Source organism: Kastovskya adunca, assembly GCF_059505785.1.
Genome location: NZ_JCACLG010000014.1, coordinates 1 through 20,615, shown reverse-complemented (window position 1 = coordinate 20,615; position 20,615 = coordinate 1). Strand labels below are relative to the sequence as shown.

General features: G+C 45.9%; 11 protein-coding genes and 1 CRISPR repeat array. Of the genes, 9 read left to right on the top strand and 2 right to left on the bottom strand.

Going from position 1 to position 20,615, the window contains the following annotated elements:
* The first annotated feature begins 33 nt into the window (after positions 1–33).
* The 8 genes from AC5JR3_RS04205 (at position 34) to AC5JR3_RS04170 (ending at position 11,767) form a co-directional block, all read left to right on the top strand.
* Positions 34–2,049, top strand: a complete 2,016-nt coding sequence (locus AC5JR3_RS04205; protein WP_495843344.1) for an amylo-alpha-1,6-glucosidase — start codon at positions 34–36, stop codon at positions 2,047–2,049.
* Positions 2,050–2,192: 143 nt separating this feature from the next.
* Entirely contained in the window at positions 2,193–2,828 is a 636-nt protein-coding gene (locus AC5JR3_RS04200; protein WP_495843343.1) for a cytochrome b N-terminal domain-containing protein, read from the top strand.
* Between the two features lie 1,017 nt (positions 2,829–3,845).
* Entirely contained in the window at positions 3,846–6,344 is a 2,499-nt protein-coding gene (locus AC5JR3_RS04195) for an ATP-binding protein (RefSeq protein ID WP_495843342.1), read from the top strand.
* A gap of 341 nt (positions 6,345–6,685) precedes the next feature.
* Positions 6,686–6,889, top strand: a complete 204-nt coding sequence (gene nblD / locus AC5JR3_RS04190; RefSeq protein WP_495843339.1) for an NblD family protein — start codon at positions 6,686–6,688, stop codon at positions 6,887–6,889.
* Positions 6,890–7,147: 258 nt separating this feature from the next.
* Positions 7,148–7,702 (top strand): 1,2-dihydroxy-3-keto-5-methylthiopentene dioxygenase, encoded by a 555-nt coding sequence (locus AC5JR3_RS04185; protein ID WP_495843338.1) that lies wholly within the window; start codon positions 7,148–7,150, stop codon positions 7,700–7,702.
* A gap of 27 nt (positions 7,703–7,729) precedes the next feature.
* Positions 7,730–8,587, top strand: coding sequence for a DUF4037 domain-containing protein (locus tag AC5JR3_RS04180; protein WP_495843336.1), 858 nt, complete (start codon positions 7,730–7,732; stop codon positions 8,585–8,587).
* Positions 8,588–8,841: 254 nt separating this feature from the next.
* A complete protein-coding gene (locus AC5JR3_RS04175; protein WP_495843334.1) occupies positions 8,842–9,996 on the top strand; it encodes a RuBisCO large subunit C-terminal-like domain-containing protein in 1,155 nt (384 codons plus the stop codon).
* 283 nt (positions 9,997–10,279) lie between these two features.
* On the top strand, positions 10,280–11,767 hold the full coding sequence (locus AC5JR3_RS04170) for a DICT sensory domain-containing protein (RefSeq protein WP_495843332.1): 1,488 nt from the start codon (positions 10,280–10,282) through the stop codon (positions 11,765–11,767).
* Between the two features lie 234 nt (positions 11,768–12,001).
* A CRISPR array of direct repeats spans positions 12,002–14,816; the repeat unit is 37 nt; unit sequence GTTTCAACTTTCACTAATCCCTATTAGGGATTGAAAC.
* An 86-nt stretch (positions 14,817–14,902) separates the two neighbouring features.
* Here AC5JR3_RS04170 and AC5JR3_RS04165 read toward each other — a convergent pair.
* The gene (locus AC5JR3_RS04165; RefSeq protein WP_495843331.1) at positions 14,903–16,537 is read right to left on the bottom strand and encodes a sensor histidine kinase; all 1,635 of its coding nucleotides are present in this window, start codon (positions 16,535–16,537) and stop codon (positions 14,903–14,905) included.
* Positions 16,538–16,900: 363 nt separating this feature from the next.
* Between AC5JR3_RS04165 and AC5JR3_RS04160 the strand changes: the two genes are divergently transcribed.
* Positions 16,901–18,613, top strand: coding sequence for a putative glycosyltransferase family protein (locus AC5JR3_RS04160; protein WP_495843329.1), 1,713 nt, complete (start codon positions 16,901–16,903; stop codon positions 18,611–18,613).
* A gap of 175 nt (positions 18,614–18,788) precedes the next feature.
* Here AC5JR3_RS04160 and AC5JR3_RS04155 read toward each other — a convergent pair whose 3' ends face one another.
* A complete protein-coding gene (locus tag AC5JR3_RS04155; protein WP_495843327.1) occupies positions 18,789–20,375 on the bottom strand; it encodes an ArnT family glycosyltransferase in 1,587 nt (528 codons plus the stop codon).
* Positions 20,376–20,615 lie beyond the last annotated feature (240 nt).

Genomic DNA, 20,615 nt, shown 5'->3' with positions numbered 1-20,615 from the left:
GTTTTTAATATTCACAGTTAAAGATGAAGTGATATGGATAATTTAGACACGCGGGAATGGCTGCTGACGAATGGGCTGGGGAGTTTTGCCAGCGGAACGGTGGGCGATGCCCGGACTCGCACCTATCACGGTTGGTTGATAGCGGCGCTGAATCCTCCGGTCGAGCGGACGTTATTGCTCTCTCATCTTGATGCCAGCTTAGAAGTCAACGGGGAGGTGTGGGCGCTTTCCAGTAATTTTTGGCAGGGGGGCAAAGTTGACCTGTGGGGTTATCAACTGCTGCGTTCCTTTACCATCGAGCCAGTTTTGAGTTGGACTTGGGGTAGCGATCGCTGGCAATTAACGCGGCAACTTCTCATGCCCCATGCATTCGAGTCTCAAGGGGTGAAAGAAAAAAGCAACAATGCTCATGGTGAATTTTGTCATCGTATTTTGATTCAGTATCACTACCAAGGTATTGAGACAGCAACGCTGCGGCTGCGACCGATCATTGGCGATCGCAATTTTCACCACCAACACTCTATAGAAGCGGGGTTACAATTTTCCCAACTAGTCGGAGAGCAGCAAATTTGCCTGCAAACGATCGCCCCCGTTTCCGGAACTCCTTGGCAACTGCGCTGGAGTAACGGTAACTATCAACCGGAAGCGGCTTGGTACGGGAACTACTACTATCCGGAAGAACATCAGCGCGGATTAGGCGATCGCGAAGACCTCTACAGCCCCGGCTATTTAAGCGTGAGTCTGCAACCGGAAGAGAAACTCACCCTAGAAGCGAGAGTAGGATGGCCAAATCCAACGCTTCCCCACCTAAACAACTGGGAGTTTGAGCAAGCACTACAAGCCGAACAGGAGCGTCAGCAGCAATTATTTACCCAGTTCCCCCACTCTCCAAAACCCGCCTTACAGCAATTGTTACGCGCCAGCGATCAATTCATTACTCACCGCGCCTCAATTAATGGCCCCACCGTAATCGCCGGGTATCCCTGGTTCAACGACTGGGGACGAGATACTTTGATTGCTCTACCAGGACTGGCGTTAGCAACGGGGCGCTTTCCTTTAGCAAAAGGACTATTAGAAACCTTTGGCAGTTTTGTCCAGAATGGTTTGATTCCCAATACATTTCCAGACGCAGGGGCACAACCTATCTATAACAGTATTGATGCGTCGTTATGGTGGATTGAAGTCCTAGGACTGTATTTAGAAGCAACCCAGGATTGGGAATTTTTAGCCGCGCAATATCCTGTAGTGCGGCAAATCTACAAGGGGTTTTCGGCGGGAACGTTGTACAACATTCATGTTGATGTCTCAGATGGATTGCTGACTTGGGATGCGCCCAATGTTGCCATTACCTGGATGGATGTAGTGATTGATGGGGAGCCTGTGACACCACGCCGGGGAAAAGCGATAGAAATTAATGCCCTCTGGTATTCAGCATTATGTTGGCTCATCCAGTGGACGGAACACTTAGTGAAAGATGCAGGTGCGGATGCGGTACGGATGCAGAATCAGTCCCGACGCTATAAGCAACAAGCACAGCAGGTCAAAACCTCGTTGCAAAAGTTTTGGAATGCAGACTTAGGTTATTTCTTTGATGTGATTACCCCGGATGATCAATTAGATAGCCGCCTGCGTCCCAATGCCGTATTAGCGCTGTCGCTGCATCATTGCGGGTTTCCGGCAGAACAGGCGCGTCGAGTCCTGACGGTAGCACGCGATCGCCTACTCACCCCCTATGGATTGCGGAGTCTCGATCCAGCCCACCCTGACTATATTGGTCACTACGCAGGCGATCGCGTTCATCGTGACAGCGCCTACCATCAAGGAACCGTCTGGAGTTGGCTGATTGGCCCTTTTATCGCCAGTGAAAAGCGCTTTTTTCCTGAAAATGCGATCGCCTTCGACTGGCAACCTCTGCTAGCTCACCTACAACAACAAGCCTGTATGGGTTCGATTTCCGAAATTTTCGACGGCGATTGGCCCCATTTACCCCAAGGAGCGATCGCACAAGCTTGGTCAGTGGCAGAAATTCTTCGTTATTATTCAAAATGAATTTCCCACGGTGAATCTACAAAGCGTGTTTTTGAGTAGATTTGCGGCAAGCGTTTTTTTCCAACGATTTTTAAGGTTGCTTAGAAGCAGACGAATTATACTAAGTACAAATACACATTCACCCTCACAGGGTTGAACTAGCCATGAAAAACCTACCCTACACTTTTGTAGTTCGGCGACTGGCTACCATTTTGTCTGTAGTGATCCTCTCCTTAAGCTTGATAGCAGCCGTCACAGGAATTCTGCTCTCTTTCTATTACGAACCCACCGCAGGTGGAGCTTACAATTCCCTGAAGATTGTCGAATCGGAAATTCCCAATGGTTGGCTGATTCAGAGCCTCCATGAGATTGCAGGTAATGGGTTAATTGCTGTCTCTTTAGTAGAAATTGTGGTGATGTTTCTTGGGGAGAAATTTCGCCCTAGCTGGCTCACGGCTTGGATTAGCGGAATTCTATTAACTTTAACCGCGATCGCCTTAGGCTGGACAGCAATGCTCCTCGACTGGACGCAACTTGGATACTGGCGTTTCGCCATTGAGTTAGGAACTTTAGAAGCTATCCCGCTTATTGGTTCTCAACTGCGAGACATTTTAACAGGTGGGGGAGCCGTTAATACCGTCACCGTCGCACACCTGTACACGTTGCACAGTTATATTCTCTCAATTGGGGCGCTGATACTGGCGATTATCCATTTAGGAGGATTGTTAATCCAGGAAAAAGAAGAGAAGAAGCAAGCAATAGAATCAGAGGCTGAACTCTCTTTTTCTGAGGGTAACTAAATTCAACAACTCGATGTAACTAGGCATAAGCTAGTCACACACTTATTGTCAGGCAGAGGAACTCAACTTTCTGCGAATGGTAAGGGTGCCTGATTGACTGACAAAAATCCTACACCTCTTGATTTACCGATTTGTTGACGTTGAGCAATAGTTATCTGCATGGGTTCCCCACTGCTCAACCCAACCTACCCGAAAAGATTTGTCAGTCAATCAGGCTAATAGTGTCTGAGCCAAGAACTAACTCTGCCTACATTTTAGTGCTGTTTAGTCCTGAAACTAAGTAGGTAGACATGAATAAATATAGTAAGGTCAGCGATTCCTAAGGAATCGCTGCGTCAGATTGGCTATAAACTATAACAGGGCTGTATCAAAAACAACTTTTTGATTTTTATAAAACCTAAATTAGCAGGCGCGATCGCCCTTTAGTAACTTTTTCTGCTAGGGATAGCTAAAGTTCTGTTCCGATGGCGATCGCTCAAACCAGTGTATTACTACTAATTGTGACATCCCCAGAGAAAAGGCTCAGAATACAGCCCGCTAACTTACTTTTTAAACCTAGAGACATTTCTCCACAAACTTAAAATTTTCTACGCAGCTATCCCTTTAACTAATTGTTTATTTGCTAAGGAATAATAATCAGTCTTCTAAAGGAAATACTATTTTTTGCTGCCAAGCGTAACCGTGCAATTACCCTCATCAAACCTTCCTCCGCCCCAGAAGCAGGTAATCATCGTACAAATACAGAGGTAGTGAAGAAAAATAACCTCTATACTAGGCAATACTCCTCTCATAGTTAATCCATAAATTATCTAAAGCAAGCGCTCTCAACGACGTTTCAGTATTATTTCGGCTTAACTCCTAAAGCGTAAACAATATTTAGTCAAAAAAAATAATAAAACCATTAGCTAGAGGAAGTTACAGGAAGTCAGGGGAAGCTTGACTTCTTCTTTCTGTAAAGCTTAATAAAGTAGTGTTAGCCAAATTTAGTATAATTTCATTTAAGGTCAAGTCGGTTTGATGCGGAACCTAAAAATGATTGAAAGCAGGATTTTGGAAGCCCAAGAAGTCGATCTTACTAATTGCGATCGGGAGCCGATTCATATCCCTGGCTCCATTCAGCCCCATGGGTTACTTCTTGTGCTGAAAGAGCCAGAGCTGACTATTCTCCAAGCCAGCAACAATACTTTCGACTTTTTAGGTATAAATACTAGTGATTTAATTAATAAAAACTTAGACACTTTGCTTGACGATTATCATATAAATTCTATCAAAGAGAGTTTATTCGATGAAAATCTGCAAGCGAAGAACCCAATTAAGCTGGTTTTAAAATCTCCAGACCAGAGAAATTACCTATTTGATGGTATTATCCACCGTTCTAATGGTGCTTTAGTTCTTGAACTAGAACCTGAGCGCTTTCCTGGAAGTATTTCATTTTTAAACTTCTACGATTTAGTGAGGGCGTCAGTCGCTAAACTACAAAGTAGTTGCAATCTCTACGACCTGTGTCAAAGCATGGTTCAGGAAATCAGAAAAATTACTGGTTTCGATCGAACCATGATCTATCGCTTTAACGAAGAAGGTCATGGCACGGTTATTGCAGAAGATAAGCAAGAAAGTTTAACTCCCTTTTTAGGATTAAACTATCCTGCCTCCGATGTTCCCAAACAAGCTAGAAGGCTCTACTGTTTAAATTGGCTGAGATTAATTGTAGATGTCAACTATCAACCCGCAGAAATCACTCCTGCTAATAATCCCCTAACTAACGCTCCAATTGACTTAAGCTTCTCGGTTTTAAGAAGTGTTTCTCCCATTCATGTTGAGTACTTGCAAAACATGGGGGTGAGAGCATCAATGTCGATTTCTTTAATCAAAGATGAGAAGCTTTGGGGATTAATTGCCTGTCATCATCATTCGCCGAAGTATGTTTCCTATGAAGTACGAAAGGCTTGTGAATTTCTTGGGCAAGTGATGTCTTTAGAACTGGCTTCTAAAGAACAAAATGAAGACTACGACTACAGACTAGAGTTAAAAGTTATTCAAGCGAAAATTCTTGAATACATGTCTGTAGAAAAATCATTTGTTGACGGATTAGTGAAACACAAACCAAACCTCATAGATTTGGTAGGTGCTAGGGGTGCTGTTTTTTGTTTTGAGGGGGATTACCAGGTTGTTGGTGCAGTGCCTCAGGGCGAAGATTTAGAAAATTTGATGATATGGCTCAATGCTCAATGGCAGGAGGATGTATTTTATACAAATTCTTTAGCCAGTGTTTATCCCGACGCCGCAAACATCAAAGATATTGCTAGCGGTCTCCTCGCCATTTCTATCTCTAAAACTCAAAATAGTTACGTTCTGTGGTTCCGTCCGGAAGTTATTCAAACATTGAATTGGGCGGGAAACCCTAACAAATCTGCTGAAATAGCAGGTGATGGAGGAGTGCGCCTATCGCCTCGCGGCTCCTTTGACCTTTGGCAAGAAACAGTTCGCTGTAAATCGTTACCCTGGAAAAAGTGTGAAGTTGAGGCGGCACTAGAACTAAGAAATGCCCTGATCAATATTGTTCTGCGGAAAGCCGAAGAACTGGCTAAATTAAACATAGCTTTGCAGGAATCTGAATCGCACTCTAGACAGCAAACTAGTCAGTTAGAAAAGATTGTGTATGAATTGAAGCGCACTCAGACTCAGCTTATTCAAAGTGAGAAGATGTCGAGTCTGGGACAAATGGTAGCTGGAGTTGCTCACGAAATTAATAACCCGATTAACTTCATTTATGGCAACATCAATCATGCCAACGACTATATTACTGATTTAATTAATCTGCTTTATCTCTATCAGAAGCATTATCCTTCCCCCGGAGCAGAAATTGTAGAAGAAAGGGAGGCAATGGATCTAGATTTTCTGGTTGAAGACTTGCCTAAATTACTATCTTCTATGAAGCTGGGAGCTGACCGCATCCGAGAAATTGTCCAGTCCTTGCGGAATTTTTCACGGCTAGATGAAGCGGAAATGAAGTTAGTTGATATTCATGAGGGCATTAATAGTACCCTGATGATTTTGCAATATCGACTGAAAAATAAATTAGATGACGCGGGAATTCAAATTGTCAAAGAGTACGGCAACTTACCCCTAGCTGAGTGCTACGCTGGTCAGCTTAATCAGGTGTTGATGAATTTGTTAGCGAATGCTATTGACGCTCTCGAACAGGCTACGGAAGGAAAGCAGGCGGCAGATAGACCGCAATCTTATACTCCTACGATTTGGATTCGGACTAGCCTCCTTGAGGGAACGAAGGCGGTAATTAGCATTGCAGACAATGGGTTAGGCATCTCAAAACATTTACAAAACCGCATATTCGATCCCTTTTTTACAACGAAAACAGTGGGGAAAGGTACGGGTATTGGGTTAACTATCAGTTATCAAATTATTGTGGAAAAACATCGGGGTCAGCTTACCTGCACTTCAACGCCAGGTCAGGGAACGGAGTTTGTGGTCGAGATTCCGTTGAGCCAGCGATAAGTAGGGTGACGGTAGGTCGTGTGATGATTGATGGGATTGTTTAATAATTGTTCTTTTCAGTTCAACTTCAGGTACTCGATCAGAGACAATATCAACAAACAGTTACCACGGATACATTCCGTAAAACTCGCCTCAATTGGTTGCGTCTGATCGCTTAGATACCATTTCCTTTTTAAGAGGCTACACCTAGATTCCCCCCAACAGAGTTAAAAGAGGGGAGCCAGAAAAGTATCTGTAGCAAGCATTGAGAGAATTGGTATAAGACAGAGTTGGCACGGGGGCGAGAGGAGGTAAACCGTTTAACTGACGTTGACCACCACAAGCGAAGTTGTTAAATAATCATGCCTGAAACCGGAACAAGAGTTTGTCCTGCCTGCGGAGTCAAGATAGTTGGAGAAGATACGGTGATATTTTCTTCCGGATCTCCAGGTACAAAAGCCAGACTATGGGCGCGGGTTTGTCAGTATGCCAAGAAACCAGGTTGTATCAATCAAGACCAATCGGGCGAGATTCAGCAAGATGATTACTATATTACGGAAATATAGTTGTAGGCGATCGCCAATTTCTATAGGCTCGCTTTTGTAGAATCTTCCACAACCAACGGTGGAGAATATCAGATTTAGTTGAGCGATCGCTTCTGTGTCTTCAAAATAAAACCACCACCCTAGGCAAGTTCATTCGCTAGAATAGCTGTTTGACCAAATTGTCTGGGCAGATAATAGACGCTTAGTAGGTTGCAGACATTGGAGAAACGCCGGACTTAGGGCTGGCGAATGTTTAAATTCGAGAGCAAAGAGGGTATCATGGCAATTTTGCAACTGGAAGACGGTACTACTTACACCGAATTAAAAGAGATTGCACGGGAACTTGCGCCGCTAAATATTCACCTCAAGCACTGGCCCGTGGGCGACAACCCGGAAGTCCGCCACTTGCTGACAAAAGATAGCTTGAGCGACGATGAAAAAGAGCAGGTATTGCAAGCCCTAGATGAGTATTTCCAGGAGTTGAAGCAAACGGCAGGTTATCAGTCTCGTGACTTAATCGTCCTGCATCCAGAACTTCCTAACTTGGATGCGTTGCTGTCAAAGTTTGACCCCTGTCACTACCACACAGATGCCGAAGTCCGCTATATCATTGCGGGTGAGGGCACTTTTGGTTTTGTGCGTCCCGATGGCAAGCAGATGGAATTAACCGTTCAACCGGAAGAATACATCAACGTTCCCCCCAACACCGAACACTGGTTTTACCTGACAGCCTCCAAACGCATCAAAACCGTGCGCTACTTTACGACTATGGAAGGTTGGGTACCGGAATACACAGCGACAGAAAAACGCTTTCGTTCCCCAGCGGTTATTTAGGTACGGAGTAAACAAGTAAGCGATCGCATGACTTTTTCTTTCGGTTCTCTTCCAGAGATTCCCCCCGTGGCTCAAGCCATCGCCGCCCACTACAGTGCTCTACCCCAAGTAGTTGCCGTGGTGTTAGCAGGTTCCCAGACTACTCAAGCTGCCGATGATATCTCGGATTACGATATTTATGTTTATGCTACCGAAGCGGTACTGCTAGAAGAACGTCGGGCGATCGCTAAACACTTTGCCCAACAGGTAGAAATCAACAATCAATTCTGGGAACCTAGTGATGAGTGGATTGACACTAATACTGGGTGCGGCGTTGATATTATGTACCGCTCTCCCCAATGGATTGAAGTACAACTAGAACGGGTACTAGTAGACTACCAAGCGTCAGTCGGCTACTCCACTTGCTTTTGGTGGAACGTCCTCACCTCCGTAACATTGTATGATGCTGATGGCTGGTTTCAAAAGTTACAAAGAAAGGTCAATCATCCCTATCCAGAACCATTAAAAAAAGCCATCATTGCCAAAAATTATCCTATTTTGCGTGGCAACATTTTTTCCTATACTCATCAAATTGAATCGGCGCTCAGACGAGAAGATTTAGTGAGTATCAATCATCGCACGGCTGCATTATTAGCCAGTTATTTTGATATCATTTTTGCTGTCAATGCTGTGCCTCATCCGGGAGAAAAACGCTTACTCAAAAAAACCAAGCAGCTTTGTCCGAAATTGCCTAAAGACATGGAACAACACATTCATGGATTAATTAATTCTATGTCCTTGGGGTATCAAGATATTCTCCACCACGTCGATACATTAATCGAGCAATTAAATGAGTTATTAATTGCAGAAGGCTTAATTACAAGCTCAGGGCAGTTGGTGGAATAGTATAGTGGTCTTCAATGATTTATGAAGTCGAAATTCAGAGGCGATCGCCTCTGAATGATAGCAGTAGACCTCTTGCATAAGTCGAATAGACCCCCCTTAATCCCCCCTTAGTAAGGGGGGAGACTTGAAATCTTGCCCCCTCCCCTTACTAAGGGGAGGGTTGGGGAGGGGTCTGGTACATTTTTGCAAGAGGTCTAGTGAAAACAGTTTTTAAAAGTGCCTTAAATTTTATTCAGTGATTTTAATTCTTGAGCGTGATGATTGAAGTTGACTACCGTTTCCCGCCGGGTGTTGATGGGGAAAAACAAGCGAAAGTAATTGCGATTGGGCAAACAGCAGGGACTTGGGATGCGCGTTTTGCGGATCGTGAGGAGGTGTTGCGATCGCATTTAGCTGAAGTTGTCGGGGTAGTCACGACATCAAACGGCTCTAGCATCGCCACGGTGCGCTTCCCGGAAATCAACGTAGAAAATGACATTCCTAGTCTGCTGACGATGATTTTCGGTAAATACTCAATGGCAGGGGCAGCAAAGGTAATCGCCCTACGCCTTCCGGAAAACTACGGCACCCGTGCAAAAGTGGGAATGACGGGGATTCGGCAACGCCTGGGAGTAAGCGATCGCCCCCTGATTATGGCAATTTTCAAACCCGCTTTGGGACTGTCTGCTGCCGATCATGCTGACATTTTTGAGCAGGTGGCTCATGCAGGGTTGGACATCATTAAAGACGATGAGATTCTGGGTGACTTAGAAGTTGCCCCCACCTTAAAACGCCTAGAAGCTTGTCGGCGGGTAATGGAGGAGGTAAAGCAACAAACTGGGCGCACGGTACTTTATGCCGTCAATGTCACAGGTTCGGCAACTCAATTAGTTGAAAAAGCCCGTCTTTTGGTACGGGAAGGGGCAAATGCGCTGCTGCTGAATGTCCTGACCTACGGCTTCTCTGTGCTGGAAGCCTTGGCGGCAGACTCAGAAATTGACGTGCCGATTTTTGCCCATCCTGCTTTAGCTGGAGCGATGTGTGCGGCTCCGGAACATGGGCTGGCGTACTCCGTGGTATTGGGAAGCTTGATGGCCCATGCCGGGGCAGATGCGGTGTTGTATCCGGCTCATTACGGCAGCTTGCCCTTTGATGCTACTGAAGAGATGCGGATTCGGGATAGTTTGCGATCGCGCAACGTTTTCCCCGTTCCTTCGGCTGGTATTCACCCCGGCGTGGTTCCCCAAGCCCTCGCAGACTACGGGCAAGATGTCATCCTAAATGCGGGTACGGGCATCATGGATCATCCTGATAGCCCCTCGGCGGGTGTGAGAGCCTTCTTTGAAGCCTTAGAACGAGTTAAACAAGGCGAGCCTTTGAACCCCGAATTTTTACCTGATGGCCCATTGCGGCAAGCCCTGCAAAAATAGACCTCTTGCATAAGTCGAATAGACCCCCCTTAATCCCCCCTTAGTAAGGGGGGAGACTTGAAATCTTGCCCCCTCCCCTTACTAAGGGGAGGGTTGGGGAGGGGTCTGGTACATTTTTGCAAGAGGTCTAATGGGCTTAGGGCAGAAAAAGTGGGTTTCCCCTTTACAATTTAGTGAGGCTCAGGACTAGTTGCCCCGTTTCTCTAACTATCTAGATCCGAGCGTGGGCATAAAGAATACAGGAAAAACCTATTAATAGCGTGCTTGCTACTCGCTAATCGCCATGAATCCGCCACCAACTCCGGATCTATCTCTTTATCAATTGGCGTTAGACGCCCCCGCACCGCCGCAGGCGCTTGCTGCCAGTCCTGCTACTCTTAAGTCTTTAGTAGGCTCATTGGTTGATGTCTTGATCGAGCAACAAGTCCCGGCGAAGCTGTGGGTGAAGTTGCCGCCGGGGGATGCCTGGTGGGAAGAAATCCATCGATACCGACAGCAAGTTGGTATTCCTCAAACCATTTACCTGTGTTACTGCTTTGGGGATGACCCAGAGGCGGTACTGGCTGCAACGAGTCAGGGGGGGGCTGATGGTGACAACTGCGAGGTGGCGCTGGTGCAGTTGGCAGCAGGTAGTCAACTGCGGCGGGAAAATTTTATCTTGATGTTGTCAGACCAGTTGTGCAGTGTGGTTTTGACTCAACGGCAGCTTCCTAAACTCCCTGCTGCTGAGACGAGTTCGCACCAGGAAGCCAGTCTTCAGCCGACTGTGTTTGCCTTTAACCGCCCTGTCATTCAACGGGTGTTGGAGGGGATAAAAGAGACGATTGTGGTGACGGATACGACCCCAGATGAGTTGCTGGCAGATGGGGACTTACAATTTTCTTGGCCCCCGTCTCCTGACCCGACTTTACTGACGCAGCTTCTAGTGAAGCAGTTGCAGCACCGCGAGGAGATCGGGAATGGAGCCGCAGGCGGTAGGCCCAAGGGCAGATCTCTATCGGGTAGCGACCCTTCCCCCTCTGAGGAGGGAATGCTGCTTAGGGCATCAGCCACAGAGAAGGGGAATGAGTCTTTGCTGAAGGATGAGTTTTTGAAGAGTGTTGCTCAGGAATTGCGGACGCCGCTAACCCACATGAAGACGGCGCTGCGGCTGCTGGATTCGCCAAATTTGAAACCCGCCCAGCGTCAGCGTTATATGCAGTTGCTGCATAGCGAATGCGATCGCCAAAATTCTTTGATTGCCGGGTTTTTGGAATTGGTCTATTTAGAACGATTATCCCAGGAAGCCGCGTCTTCCCCTGTGCAGCTAGCAGATATTGTTCCTGGCATTGTCAGTACTTATCAACCCTTGGCGGAAGAACAAGGCATCCAGTTCGGTTACACGATTCCGGCGGGGTTGCCAATGGTGTCTTGTCGGGAGACTTGGTTGCGGCAAATTGTGATTAATCTGCTCAACAATACTCTGAAGTTTACTCCCCCTGGCGGTCAGGTGCGGGTAAAAGCGAGTGTTCAGGGGGATTATGTGCAGCTAGCTTTTACTGATACGGGGATTGGGATTGCGCCTAATGATTTGCCGAAAATTTTTAGCAGCTTTTATCGCGGACGTTCTGTAACTGGGGAAGAGGCTGGGGCGGGGTTGGGTTTGACGATTGTGCAGCAATTGCTGCTGCGTTGTGGCGGCTCGATTTCTGTTACGAGTCGTCTGGGTGAGGGGTCTAATTTTAAGGTGCTGTTGCCTGTTGCTGTGTCTTCTCTGGGCGCGGATGGGTAGGTGTTGGGGAGCGATCGCGTTTTAAAATGGCTTCATCCCTTTTGTTACAAGGATTTGGCAGCACGAAGCGGGGCAGTCGATCCGCGCAAAGGCTGAAAAGATTATTCTGCAAGCACTTTTGCCAAAAGCGATTTGCAATTTTTGCTCTGTTCTTTATTTCTAATGCTATAATTCCTTTATTCCGCGCAACCGCACCTCGAAAATTGAATACAGTAAGCTTTTCAGGCTGCCGCAGTTTCAACTTTCACTAATCCCTATTAGGGATTGAAACATGACAGCCTCAACAGAGGAAGTACTAGAAGTATGTTTCAACTTTCACTAATCCCTATTAGGGATTGAAACCTCCTTTGTTGTAAGCGTCTAAGAGTTGTTGTGCGGTCATGTTTCAACTTTCACTAATCCCTATTAGGGATTGAAACGGCAACCAAAGGCGCGCCAGCCCTCCGCAGGGAAGTTTCAACTTTCACTAATCCCTATTAGGGATTGAAACAGGCTTTTTGGAGAGGGAATCTTTCCCTGCTCAAGTTTCAACTTTCACTAATCCCTATTAGGGATTGAAACACGCCCAATAGATTCAATCCGGGAACGAGTTGCCCGATAACGTTTCAACTTTCACTAATCCCTATTAGGGATTGAAACCGATTCTAAGAAGACATTAGAATCCTCAAAAAGAGTTTCAACTTTCACTAATCCCTATTAGGGATTGAAACGAAAGCCACGGGCAGATTCATAAACCTGCTCAAGATAACGTTTCAACTTTCACTAATCCCTATTAGGGATTGAAACCTTATTGCTTGCTCTTCCAAATCTGATACTTAGCTTGTTTCAACTTTCACTAATCCCTATTAGGGATTGAAACGCGATCCCTTAAATCGAACGCGATCACCCAAAGGAACTATGTTTCAACTTTCACTAATCCCTATTAGGGATTGAAACCCGATCAGCCCGCAGGTGAACTGATTGGCTTTCCCGTTTCAACTTTCACTAATCCCTATTAGGGATTGAAACTGCCAGGAAGAAGACCTACCCCCCATTGATCGCCGTTTCAACTTTCACTAATCCCTATTAGGGATTGAAACAAAAGACTCCCGGAACGCCCTCTGTTTGTAAGCCTGGAGTGGGTTTCAACTTTCACTAATCCCTATTAGGGATTGAAACATCGCTACCTGGTTGCCCCAGCTGCCGAGCATTATTTGTTTCAACTTTCACTAATCCCTAATAGGGATTGAAACACTAAGCGGCGTTTAGCAAACTTGCCGCCGAAGCGTTTCAACTTTCACTAATCCCTATTAGGGATTGAAACTGCAATCTGTTTCGGCTCGGTGAATGCTCCTTGTATCAAGTTTCAACTTTCACTAATCCCTATTAGGGATTGAAACAAAAGTAGATCTCCTACTTCTATCGTCTCTATTGGGTTTCAACTTTCACTAATCCCTATTAGGGATTGAAACTAATTCCCATTACCTCACCTCCAAGATGGCGGCTTGTTTCAACTTTCACTAATCCCTATTAGGGATTGAAACTTAATTAATCTAAGTGTATTGGTTTGAGCCTGAAAGTTTCAACTTTCACTAATCCCTATTAGGGATTGAAACAAAAGGCATCGTAGGCGATCGCTTAGAAGAACGAGTTTCAACTTTCACTAATCCCTATTAGGGATTGAAACAGCCCGCTAATTCCAGCTTGAGCCGCCGACGCCTTTTGAGTTTCAACTTTCACTAATCCCTATTAGGGATTGAAACTTTTAGATGCAGTCGGCGCGGCGCGTTGTGGAAGAGTTTCAACTTTCACTAATCCCTATTAGGGATTGAAACTTGCACATTAGTCAGAAGCGCGTGTTTGTCTCTGTTTCAACTTTCACTAATCCCTATTAGGGATTGAAACCTTACGGCGTTCCAGCGTAGCGGGTACTGTGCCCCTCGTTTCAACTTTCACTAATCCCTATTAGGGATTGAAACCCGTCAAGGAGGATGTCGAATCTTCCAAGGGTCTGGGGTTTCAACTTTCACTAATCCCTATTAGGGATTGAAACAGTACCCTAGATTTCAGTACAAAACGGAATTTACCGTTTCAACTTTCACTAATCCCTATTAGGGATTGAAACAACTTCACCTCAGCCTTGGTGGCTGTGCCAGTTTCAAGTTTCAACTTTCACTAATCCCTATTAGGGATTGAAACCTGCCTCGTGGATCGAAACTGTCACGGGCGGCGGCGATGAGTTTCAACTTTCACTAATCCCTATTAGGGATTGAAACTCTTTGCCTATTGACTTAGCCGTATGGATTTTCCGTTTCAACTTTCACTAATCCCTATTAGGGATTGAAACAGAGCGATATCCTAGTACTAAAAAAACTAAGCAAAGTTTCAACTTTCACTAATCCCTATTAGGGATTGAAACTTCCAGATATCATTCATATAGGCTCTAGGGGTTGGGTTTCAACTTTCACTAATCCCTATTAGGGATTGAAACACCCAGGATGACACCATGATCACCATTCCCAAGGGTTTCAACTTTCACTAATCCCTATTAGGGATTGAAACAAGAACCCCTTAGATATCTTCTCAGATGTGGTGCGGTTTCAACTTTCACTAATCCCTATTAGGGATTGAAACGAAATCTGCTCCTCCAGCCTCTTTGTACTTGTACCGGTTTCAACTTTCACTAATCCCTATTAGGGATTGAAACTTAGCTGACCAACCGGATTTAATAATCGCTCTCAAGTTTCAACTTTCACTAATCCCTATTAGGGATTGAAACTGAGGAAGGCGAACCGAAGTAGATAGTCCACCCTAGTTTCAACTTTCACTAATCCCTATTAGGGATTGAAACTCATTTCAACCTCGAACTAATTTAAACATCTTAAAGTTTCAACTTTCACTAATCCCTATTAGGGATTGAAACGATGAGTTGGCAGAGACAAACCGAGCGCTACTAGTTTCAACTTTCACTAATCCCTATTAGGGATTGAAACCGTGTGTAAGAGAAAGTAGAAACAGAGTTCTAATTCCCAAGTTTCAACTTTCACTAATCCCTATTAGGGATAGAAACAGCGATCTCTCAACCCGCCACTGTAAAAATTAGCCCCAACTAAAAGCCCCACAAATCTGCCAGCGTCAAGAGAGCCAAATCAAGAATTAGCATTCCTGCAAAAATATTTCTTGTTGACCGTAAACATCATCCTGACTCACCTCCAACGGTAAGAAGATCGTCATCACCTCCCCTTGCTGCGGACGCTGTCTGACGATTAACTTGCCACCCAATGCTTGAAAGAGATTTTTAGTCACATTCAGATTGAGGCTCAGACAGCCAGTTTCCGGCTGGAACATCAACAACTGACCAATAGATTTTAGAGGAGAGCGATCGCCTTCCGTGTAGGAAGTATGACCCGCCTTTTCAGCACAAGGCTGAGACTGGAGTTGCAGCTTTAACTGTTCTCCGGCGGGAGAGACTTCGATCTTGATATGACTTCCGGCGGGTAGACTGCGGGTAAAGTTTTCCATCAAACCCGTCAGCACCTGCTCCAACATCCTAGGATTACTCACCACCGTCGGCATCTTTTGGGGTAAAGCAAAATCAATCGTCAGGTTGCGGCGTTCTGCTTGCTTTTGCCAGTGGGGGATGCTGTGGTGGAGGATTTGGGAAAGTGACATAGAAGTCAGGCTCATCGAAGCTGGCTTCGCCGCCGCCATTTCTAGTTCCGCCGCCCGGAAAATCAACTCCATGCGGTTGATTTGTTCAGTACACTCGCGATCAATGATTTCCAGACGCCGGATCACCTCTGGAGCAAGATCACGACGCTTCAGCAGCAGTTTCGTCAACGTCTGAATCGTCGTCAACGGCGTGCGGACTTCGTGCGTCAGGGCTTGCAGCAGCTCCACATCCGAGCTAGTAGAGTTACCAGATGCGGAAACTTTGCTAAGTCTCAACTCATCAGTTTTAGCTAAAGGTTGCCACTGGCGATCGCTATGATTGAAAGGATTAGCAGATGGCGATCGCTTATTCTCCCCACTAGACAATTCCACCGCCCCATCAAAAGACTCCGGAATCTCCTCAGCCTCCGGTAGTTCCGGCAAATGCTTCAGCAACTGGCGGCTAAATTCCATCACAGTTCGGTAATCCGGCATTCTCGGTGCGGACTTTGCCACCATCGCTTCTAGTTGACACAACTGTTGAGGGCGAGTCACCACCAGCCGCAGGCGCAAAGCTACCCAAGCCTGTTCCACCACTTGCGGATCAAAAGAGAACCGAAACGCGCTCACGCCCTGGCTATCTTCTCCCACCGCCATCACAAAACTAAAGCTGTGGGTGAAAACTAGACAAAATTGCTCATCTGCTAGGGGATCTCCCTTCAATAACGGCAATTCATCCGCAACTTCCCTCACTTGCTCCATTTTTCCAGCAGGTGCAGGGGAAAGCTGAAACGGCATCAAAGCCAGCGTCTCAAACGTTTCCTTAGTAAAAATTCCCGTCTGGAAGCCAGAAAGCACCGCCTGATGGCTAAATACAGGCACCGGCCCTGATAAAATTAATCCGTGATTGCCCTGAGGCGCAATAGCTAATTCTTGTAATAGTAACTGTTCCAACGCCGCGATCGCGCCCGACCATTCTCTCTGCGCCTTGACACGCGCCTTTAACTCCCGTTTTTGGGAACTTACAGCCTCATTTTTTTCAATTACCGCGTTTTCTGAAGACACACCAATGTTCGCCGCCGCCTGTTCCTGATGGGCTAACACTTCACTCAGAGTCGGTAATAACCACTTTACTTGCACAACTGAATCTACCCCTTCAACAGCAAATGCAGTCCTTTTCCAATCTGCCTTGTCTGATTATGAGCCTATCGTTCCTGCTGCACTTTTCGGGGTCGTAGAACCGAACTCATCAGTCGCGATTCCCGTTGCTATTACTAATTGCTGCTATAGATACAGCTTTCTGGTAGCCCAGAGCACACAATTTGTGCATAAACTGTCCACCGAGTTTATAGTAGGCGAAACTCCCCAGGATTAGAAAAAGCATCCCCTATAGGGGTACGCAGCCCTGGGGTATTTTACTTCAATTCTCAGGATTCAGAACCTGTAGAAACATTGCCTGCAAAGTCTTGACACTCTCTGCACTGTTAATCAGGGTAATATCTCGTGAAAATAAGTAGACTCATCCGAACCGAAAGCGGTATCAATCAGCTGCATATTTTAGCGATCGCTGTTGTCGGTCTAATTTTAACTCTCCCTACCTTTTTTTATAATGTCTTCGATGCCCATGACATTCTCTTTCACTTAAACTGGGCACAATATTTTGCCGAACAATTTTGGCAAGGAGACTTCTACCCCCGCTGGCTGCAAGACATGAATTCCGGCTTAGGAAGCCCCACATTTTTCTTTTATGCCCCCATTCCTTACTACATCACCAGTTTTTTTCATCCCCTAGCTTTTAACACCCCAGAAGTGTGGTTTCCCCTCTGTTTCTCTGCCTCCCTCTCCCTCATCGCCTCTGGAATTGCCGCGTATTTCTGGCTAGGAACAATTACCACCACCAACAGAGCTGCATTGCTCGCTGCTTTGGTTTATATGGCATTGCCATACCATTTAGTTATAGATTTGTACATCCGCTTTGCCTTCACAGAATACTGGGCTTTTGTCTGGATGCCCTTGATTTTGTACTTCAGTCAAAAAATCAGCAAAGGTCAAAAATTAGCCATTCCCGGATTGGCGATTAGCTACGCCTTGCTAATTATGACCCACCTGCCCACAACTCTGATTTTTTCTCCAATTTTTCCTTGTTATATCTTAGTAATCACCAAGCGACGGCGACTTAAAGACGCTGTAATTTATGGGGGATTGGCAATGGTGTTAGGGATTGGTTTGGCAGCCATTTATCTATTGCCCGCCCTACTGATGCAAGACTATGTTGCCATCAAAGATATTGCTAGCAGACCTTACTTCTATTTTGCCAATAGTTTCTTATTCACAATCAATAAAACTGGTGCAGTATCTTTACGGAATTACTTATCCTTTACCTTAATATTGCAAATTGGTTTAGCTGTCTGTGCTTTGCTCACTTCTCAAAATAATCCTAAATTATCTGTAAAACGAGAGGTTGTATTTTGGCTAACCGTGGCAGGAGTATCTTTTCTGATGACCACTCCTTTGAGCCACCTGATCTGGCAGCAACTCTTAATTATCCAAAAAATTCAGTTTCCTTGGCGGTTTAACGTAGCGACGACTCTAGCAATAACAGCACTCTTGGCTTTAGGAATTGATTCAGTCAAACATCCTTTAAAGCTACTTTCTCAAAGGTCGTCAGCCGTAGGATTTGCACTGTTAATAATCTTGCTAGCTAGCGGTTTTGTTGTCACTTATACCTACACAAAACCACTAGTATTCGACTCTGAAACATTGATAATGATGAGTCGAGATGCCTCAGAATATAAGCCAAAATGGGTGACAGCCGGACTGTTCGATAATGCCAGCATAATTCGGCAATTAGGAAGAAATTTACCGCCAGCACAAATCAGCACTGGAGAAGGTAGCGTAGCTGTTAAGCAGTGGTCGCCTAGATCCATTATTGTGCAAACAAGTACTAACACTGATGCTGTCTTAACTTTGCGTCAATTTTACTATCCAGGATGGACGGCTAAACTAAAGGGGCAATCTGTTACTCTGCCAACAAATCCTTCGGAAATTACAGGATTGTTAAATATTACAGTGCCTAAAGGCGAACAGGAGGTTAACGTAAAATTAGCAGCAGGGGGAGTAGAACGAGCGGGGCAAGTTATTAGTGGAATTTGTGCCTTGATTACGTTTTTATTGTATTTTCAATTGAATAAATCCGATCGTTTCAGCCGCGAGTAGAAGTTTGGAAGTTCTCTTGAAAGTAGTTAGGTTTAGATCCCCCTAAATCCCCCTTAAAAAGGGGGACTTTGACTCCAGTTCCTCCGCGTCAGGAAGCATCAAGACGGGGCTTTAACTGAATTCTCCCTACTTTTTAACCCTGGCTGGGGGGATCTCCGGGGCAAGAAAAAAATCCCTAGGGGGGATATAACGGTGACAAATTTGCTTTGGATTGAGGGGTAACCAGTGTAAAATCTCCTGCTGTACCCAGAGAGACAGGATTGGGTAACTGCAAAGCCGTCAATGTGGATTGATCTAAAAGTAGGTAAGGTTGGCTAGCCCAGAGTTGTTGCATTTGTGCTGTATCAGCAGGAATGACTCGGCGATCGCTATAAAAATCTAAACTTGGACGCCCATAGCCAAAGGATGTATAGACGACATCTCCCGGTGCGGTGTGAGTTTGGATTAACGCAGCTACAGGCTTGACGGGGAAGGCTTCGTTTAACTCCCAAATCCAGGAGTTTGACACCATCAGTAATCCAAAGGCGCAGTATAACCCGACAAAGAGAATGGGAATAAATTGGCGATCGCGCTGTTTAATTTGCCACGCGGCAAAACCAAAGGTGAGTGCCAGAACTATACTCATGACAATTAAAACAATCTCCGGCTCTGCCAGGATAAAGTAGACTGCACCACCTAAAGAGGCGATCGCCAAAAGCCCTAACACCGTCGCAAAAAACAAGGGATAACGCAGGCGATGCTGCCAAATTTGGGCAAGATTCGCCCCCACCGCTAAGGCAAAAAAAGGATATAGGGGCATGATGTACCAGGGAAGCTTGGTTCCCATCAGAGAGACTGCACCCAAGTAACCGATCGCGCCAACCAGTATCAACGCCCCCCAAGCCGTGTGACGTTTTTGCCACGCCAGATATAACCCTCCCGGCAAAAACAACAGCCAGGGCAAACTATACTTCAGCAATTCCAAAAGATAGTACCAGGGAGGGCCTGTATTACCGTGTACTGATTGTGAAATCCGCTCAAAGCCATGTACCTGAAAATGCACCTGCAAGAAGTTTGCGCCGTAATGATGCCACTGGGCGGCATACCAAGCGATCGCCATCCCCGCTCCTAGTAGCATTCCTCCCCAAAACGCCAGACTTTTTAGTAACGCCAATTGCCGATTGCAGAGCAAAAACACCGCCGCGATCGCTCCCAGCAACAGCACCAGCACACCCTTCGTCAGGGCAATCAGCCCCAGGAAAATGCCAGCCCCAAACGCCCACAGTCGATTGTGACGTGCCTTCAAGAGACACAACAACACCACCAAGAAAAACGTAATCGATATCCCATCCATCATCGCCAGACGCCCGTGACGCACGACTGGCAATAGCGTTAGATAAACCAACGCGGCAAATAGAGCAGGTAAACGTTGGGAAAAAACTTCTCGCCCGACTAGATAAAGCAAAGGTACGCCACAAGCGCTCAGTAAGGCGACAGGTAAACGAGTTGTCCATTCGTTCACGCCCCCGATTTGGTAACTGAAGGCAACCAGCCACTGCATCAATGGTGGTTTTTCTAGAAAAGGTCTTCCCAAATAAGTAAGATAAAGCCAGTTACCTGTGCGATACATGTCCCTGGAAAGGATCGCGTAATACCCCTCATCCCAGTCACGCAACGGCAATTGCCCTAACCCCACACTCCAGAGAATAACGGCGGCTAGCAGTAACAGCAGTAGCCACTTTGTCTCTGTGATTCGGCTTGCCGTTGCAATGAGTTTATGCATCTACTCAGGATTGTTCTACCAATTATTTCAAGATTGACGCAGACTAGGTGTAAATTGTTGATTCTCTCGTAGGGGCATTGCCATGCCATGCCCTTACTTAAGTAGAATGGCACTGATTTAAGAAAATTCATCACACACAACAAATCAACCCTTGTGCAGGGGGTCTGGGGGAGGCACTCATCCCCCACAGGTGTAGGTTTTTTACAATCAAGCGGAGTTGAAGAAAGTCACAGTTGTAGT

Excerpts from the sequence above, each read along its gene's own strand:
- AC5JR3_RS04205 (WP_495843344.1), top strand. The coding sequence starts at position 34 with ATGGATAATTTAGACACGCGGGAATGGCTGCTGACGAATGGGCTGGGG.
- AC5JR3_RS04200 (WP_495843343.1), top strand. The coding sequence starts at position 2,193 with ATGAAAAACCTACCCTACACTTTTGTAGTTCGGCGACTGGCTACCATT.
- AC5JR3_RS04195 (WP_495843342.1), top strand. The coding sequence starts at position 3,846 with ATGCGGAACCTAAAAATGATTGAAAGCAGGATTTTGGAAGCCCAAGAA.
- nblD (WP_495843339.1), top strand. The coding sequence starts at position 6,686 with ATGCCTGAAACCGGAACAAGAGTTTGTCCTGCCTGCGGAGTCAAGATA.
- AC5JR3_RS04185 (WP_495843338.1), top strand. The coding sequence starts at position 7,148 with ATGGCAATTTTGCAACTGGAAGACGGTACTACTTACACCGAATTAAAA.
- AC5JR3_RS04180 (WP_495843336.1), top strand. The coding sequence starts at position 7,730 with ATGACTTTTTCTTTCGGTTCTCTTCCAGAGATTCCCCCCGTGGCTCAA.
- AC5JR3_RS04170 (WP_495843332.1), top strand. The coding sequence starts at position 10,280 with ATGAATCCGCCACCAACTCCGGATCTATCTCTTTATCAATTGGCGTTA.
- AC5JR3_RS04155 (WP_495843327.1), bottom strand. The coding sequence starts at position 20,375 with ATGCATAAACTCATTGCAACGGCAAGCCGAATCACAGAGACAAAGTGG.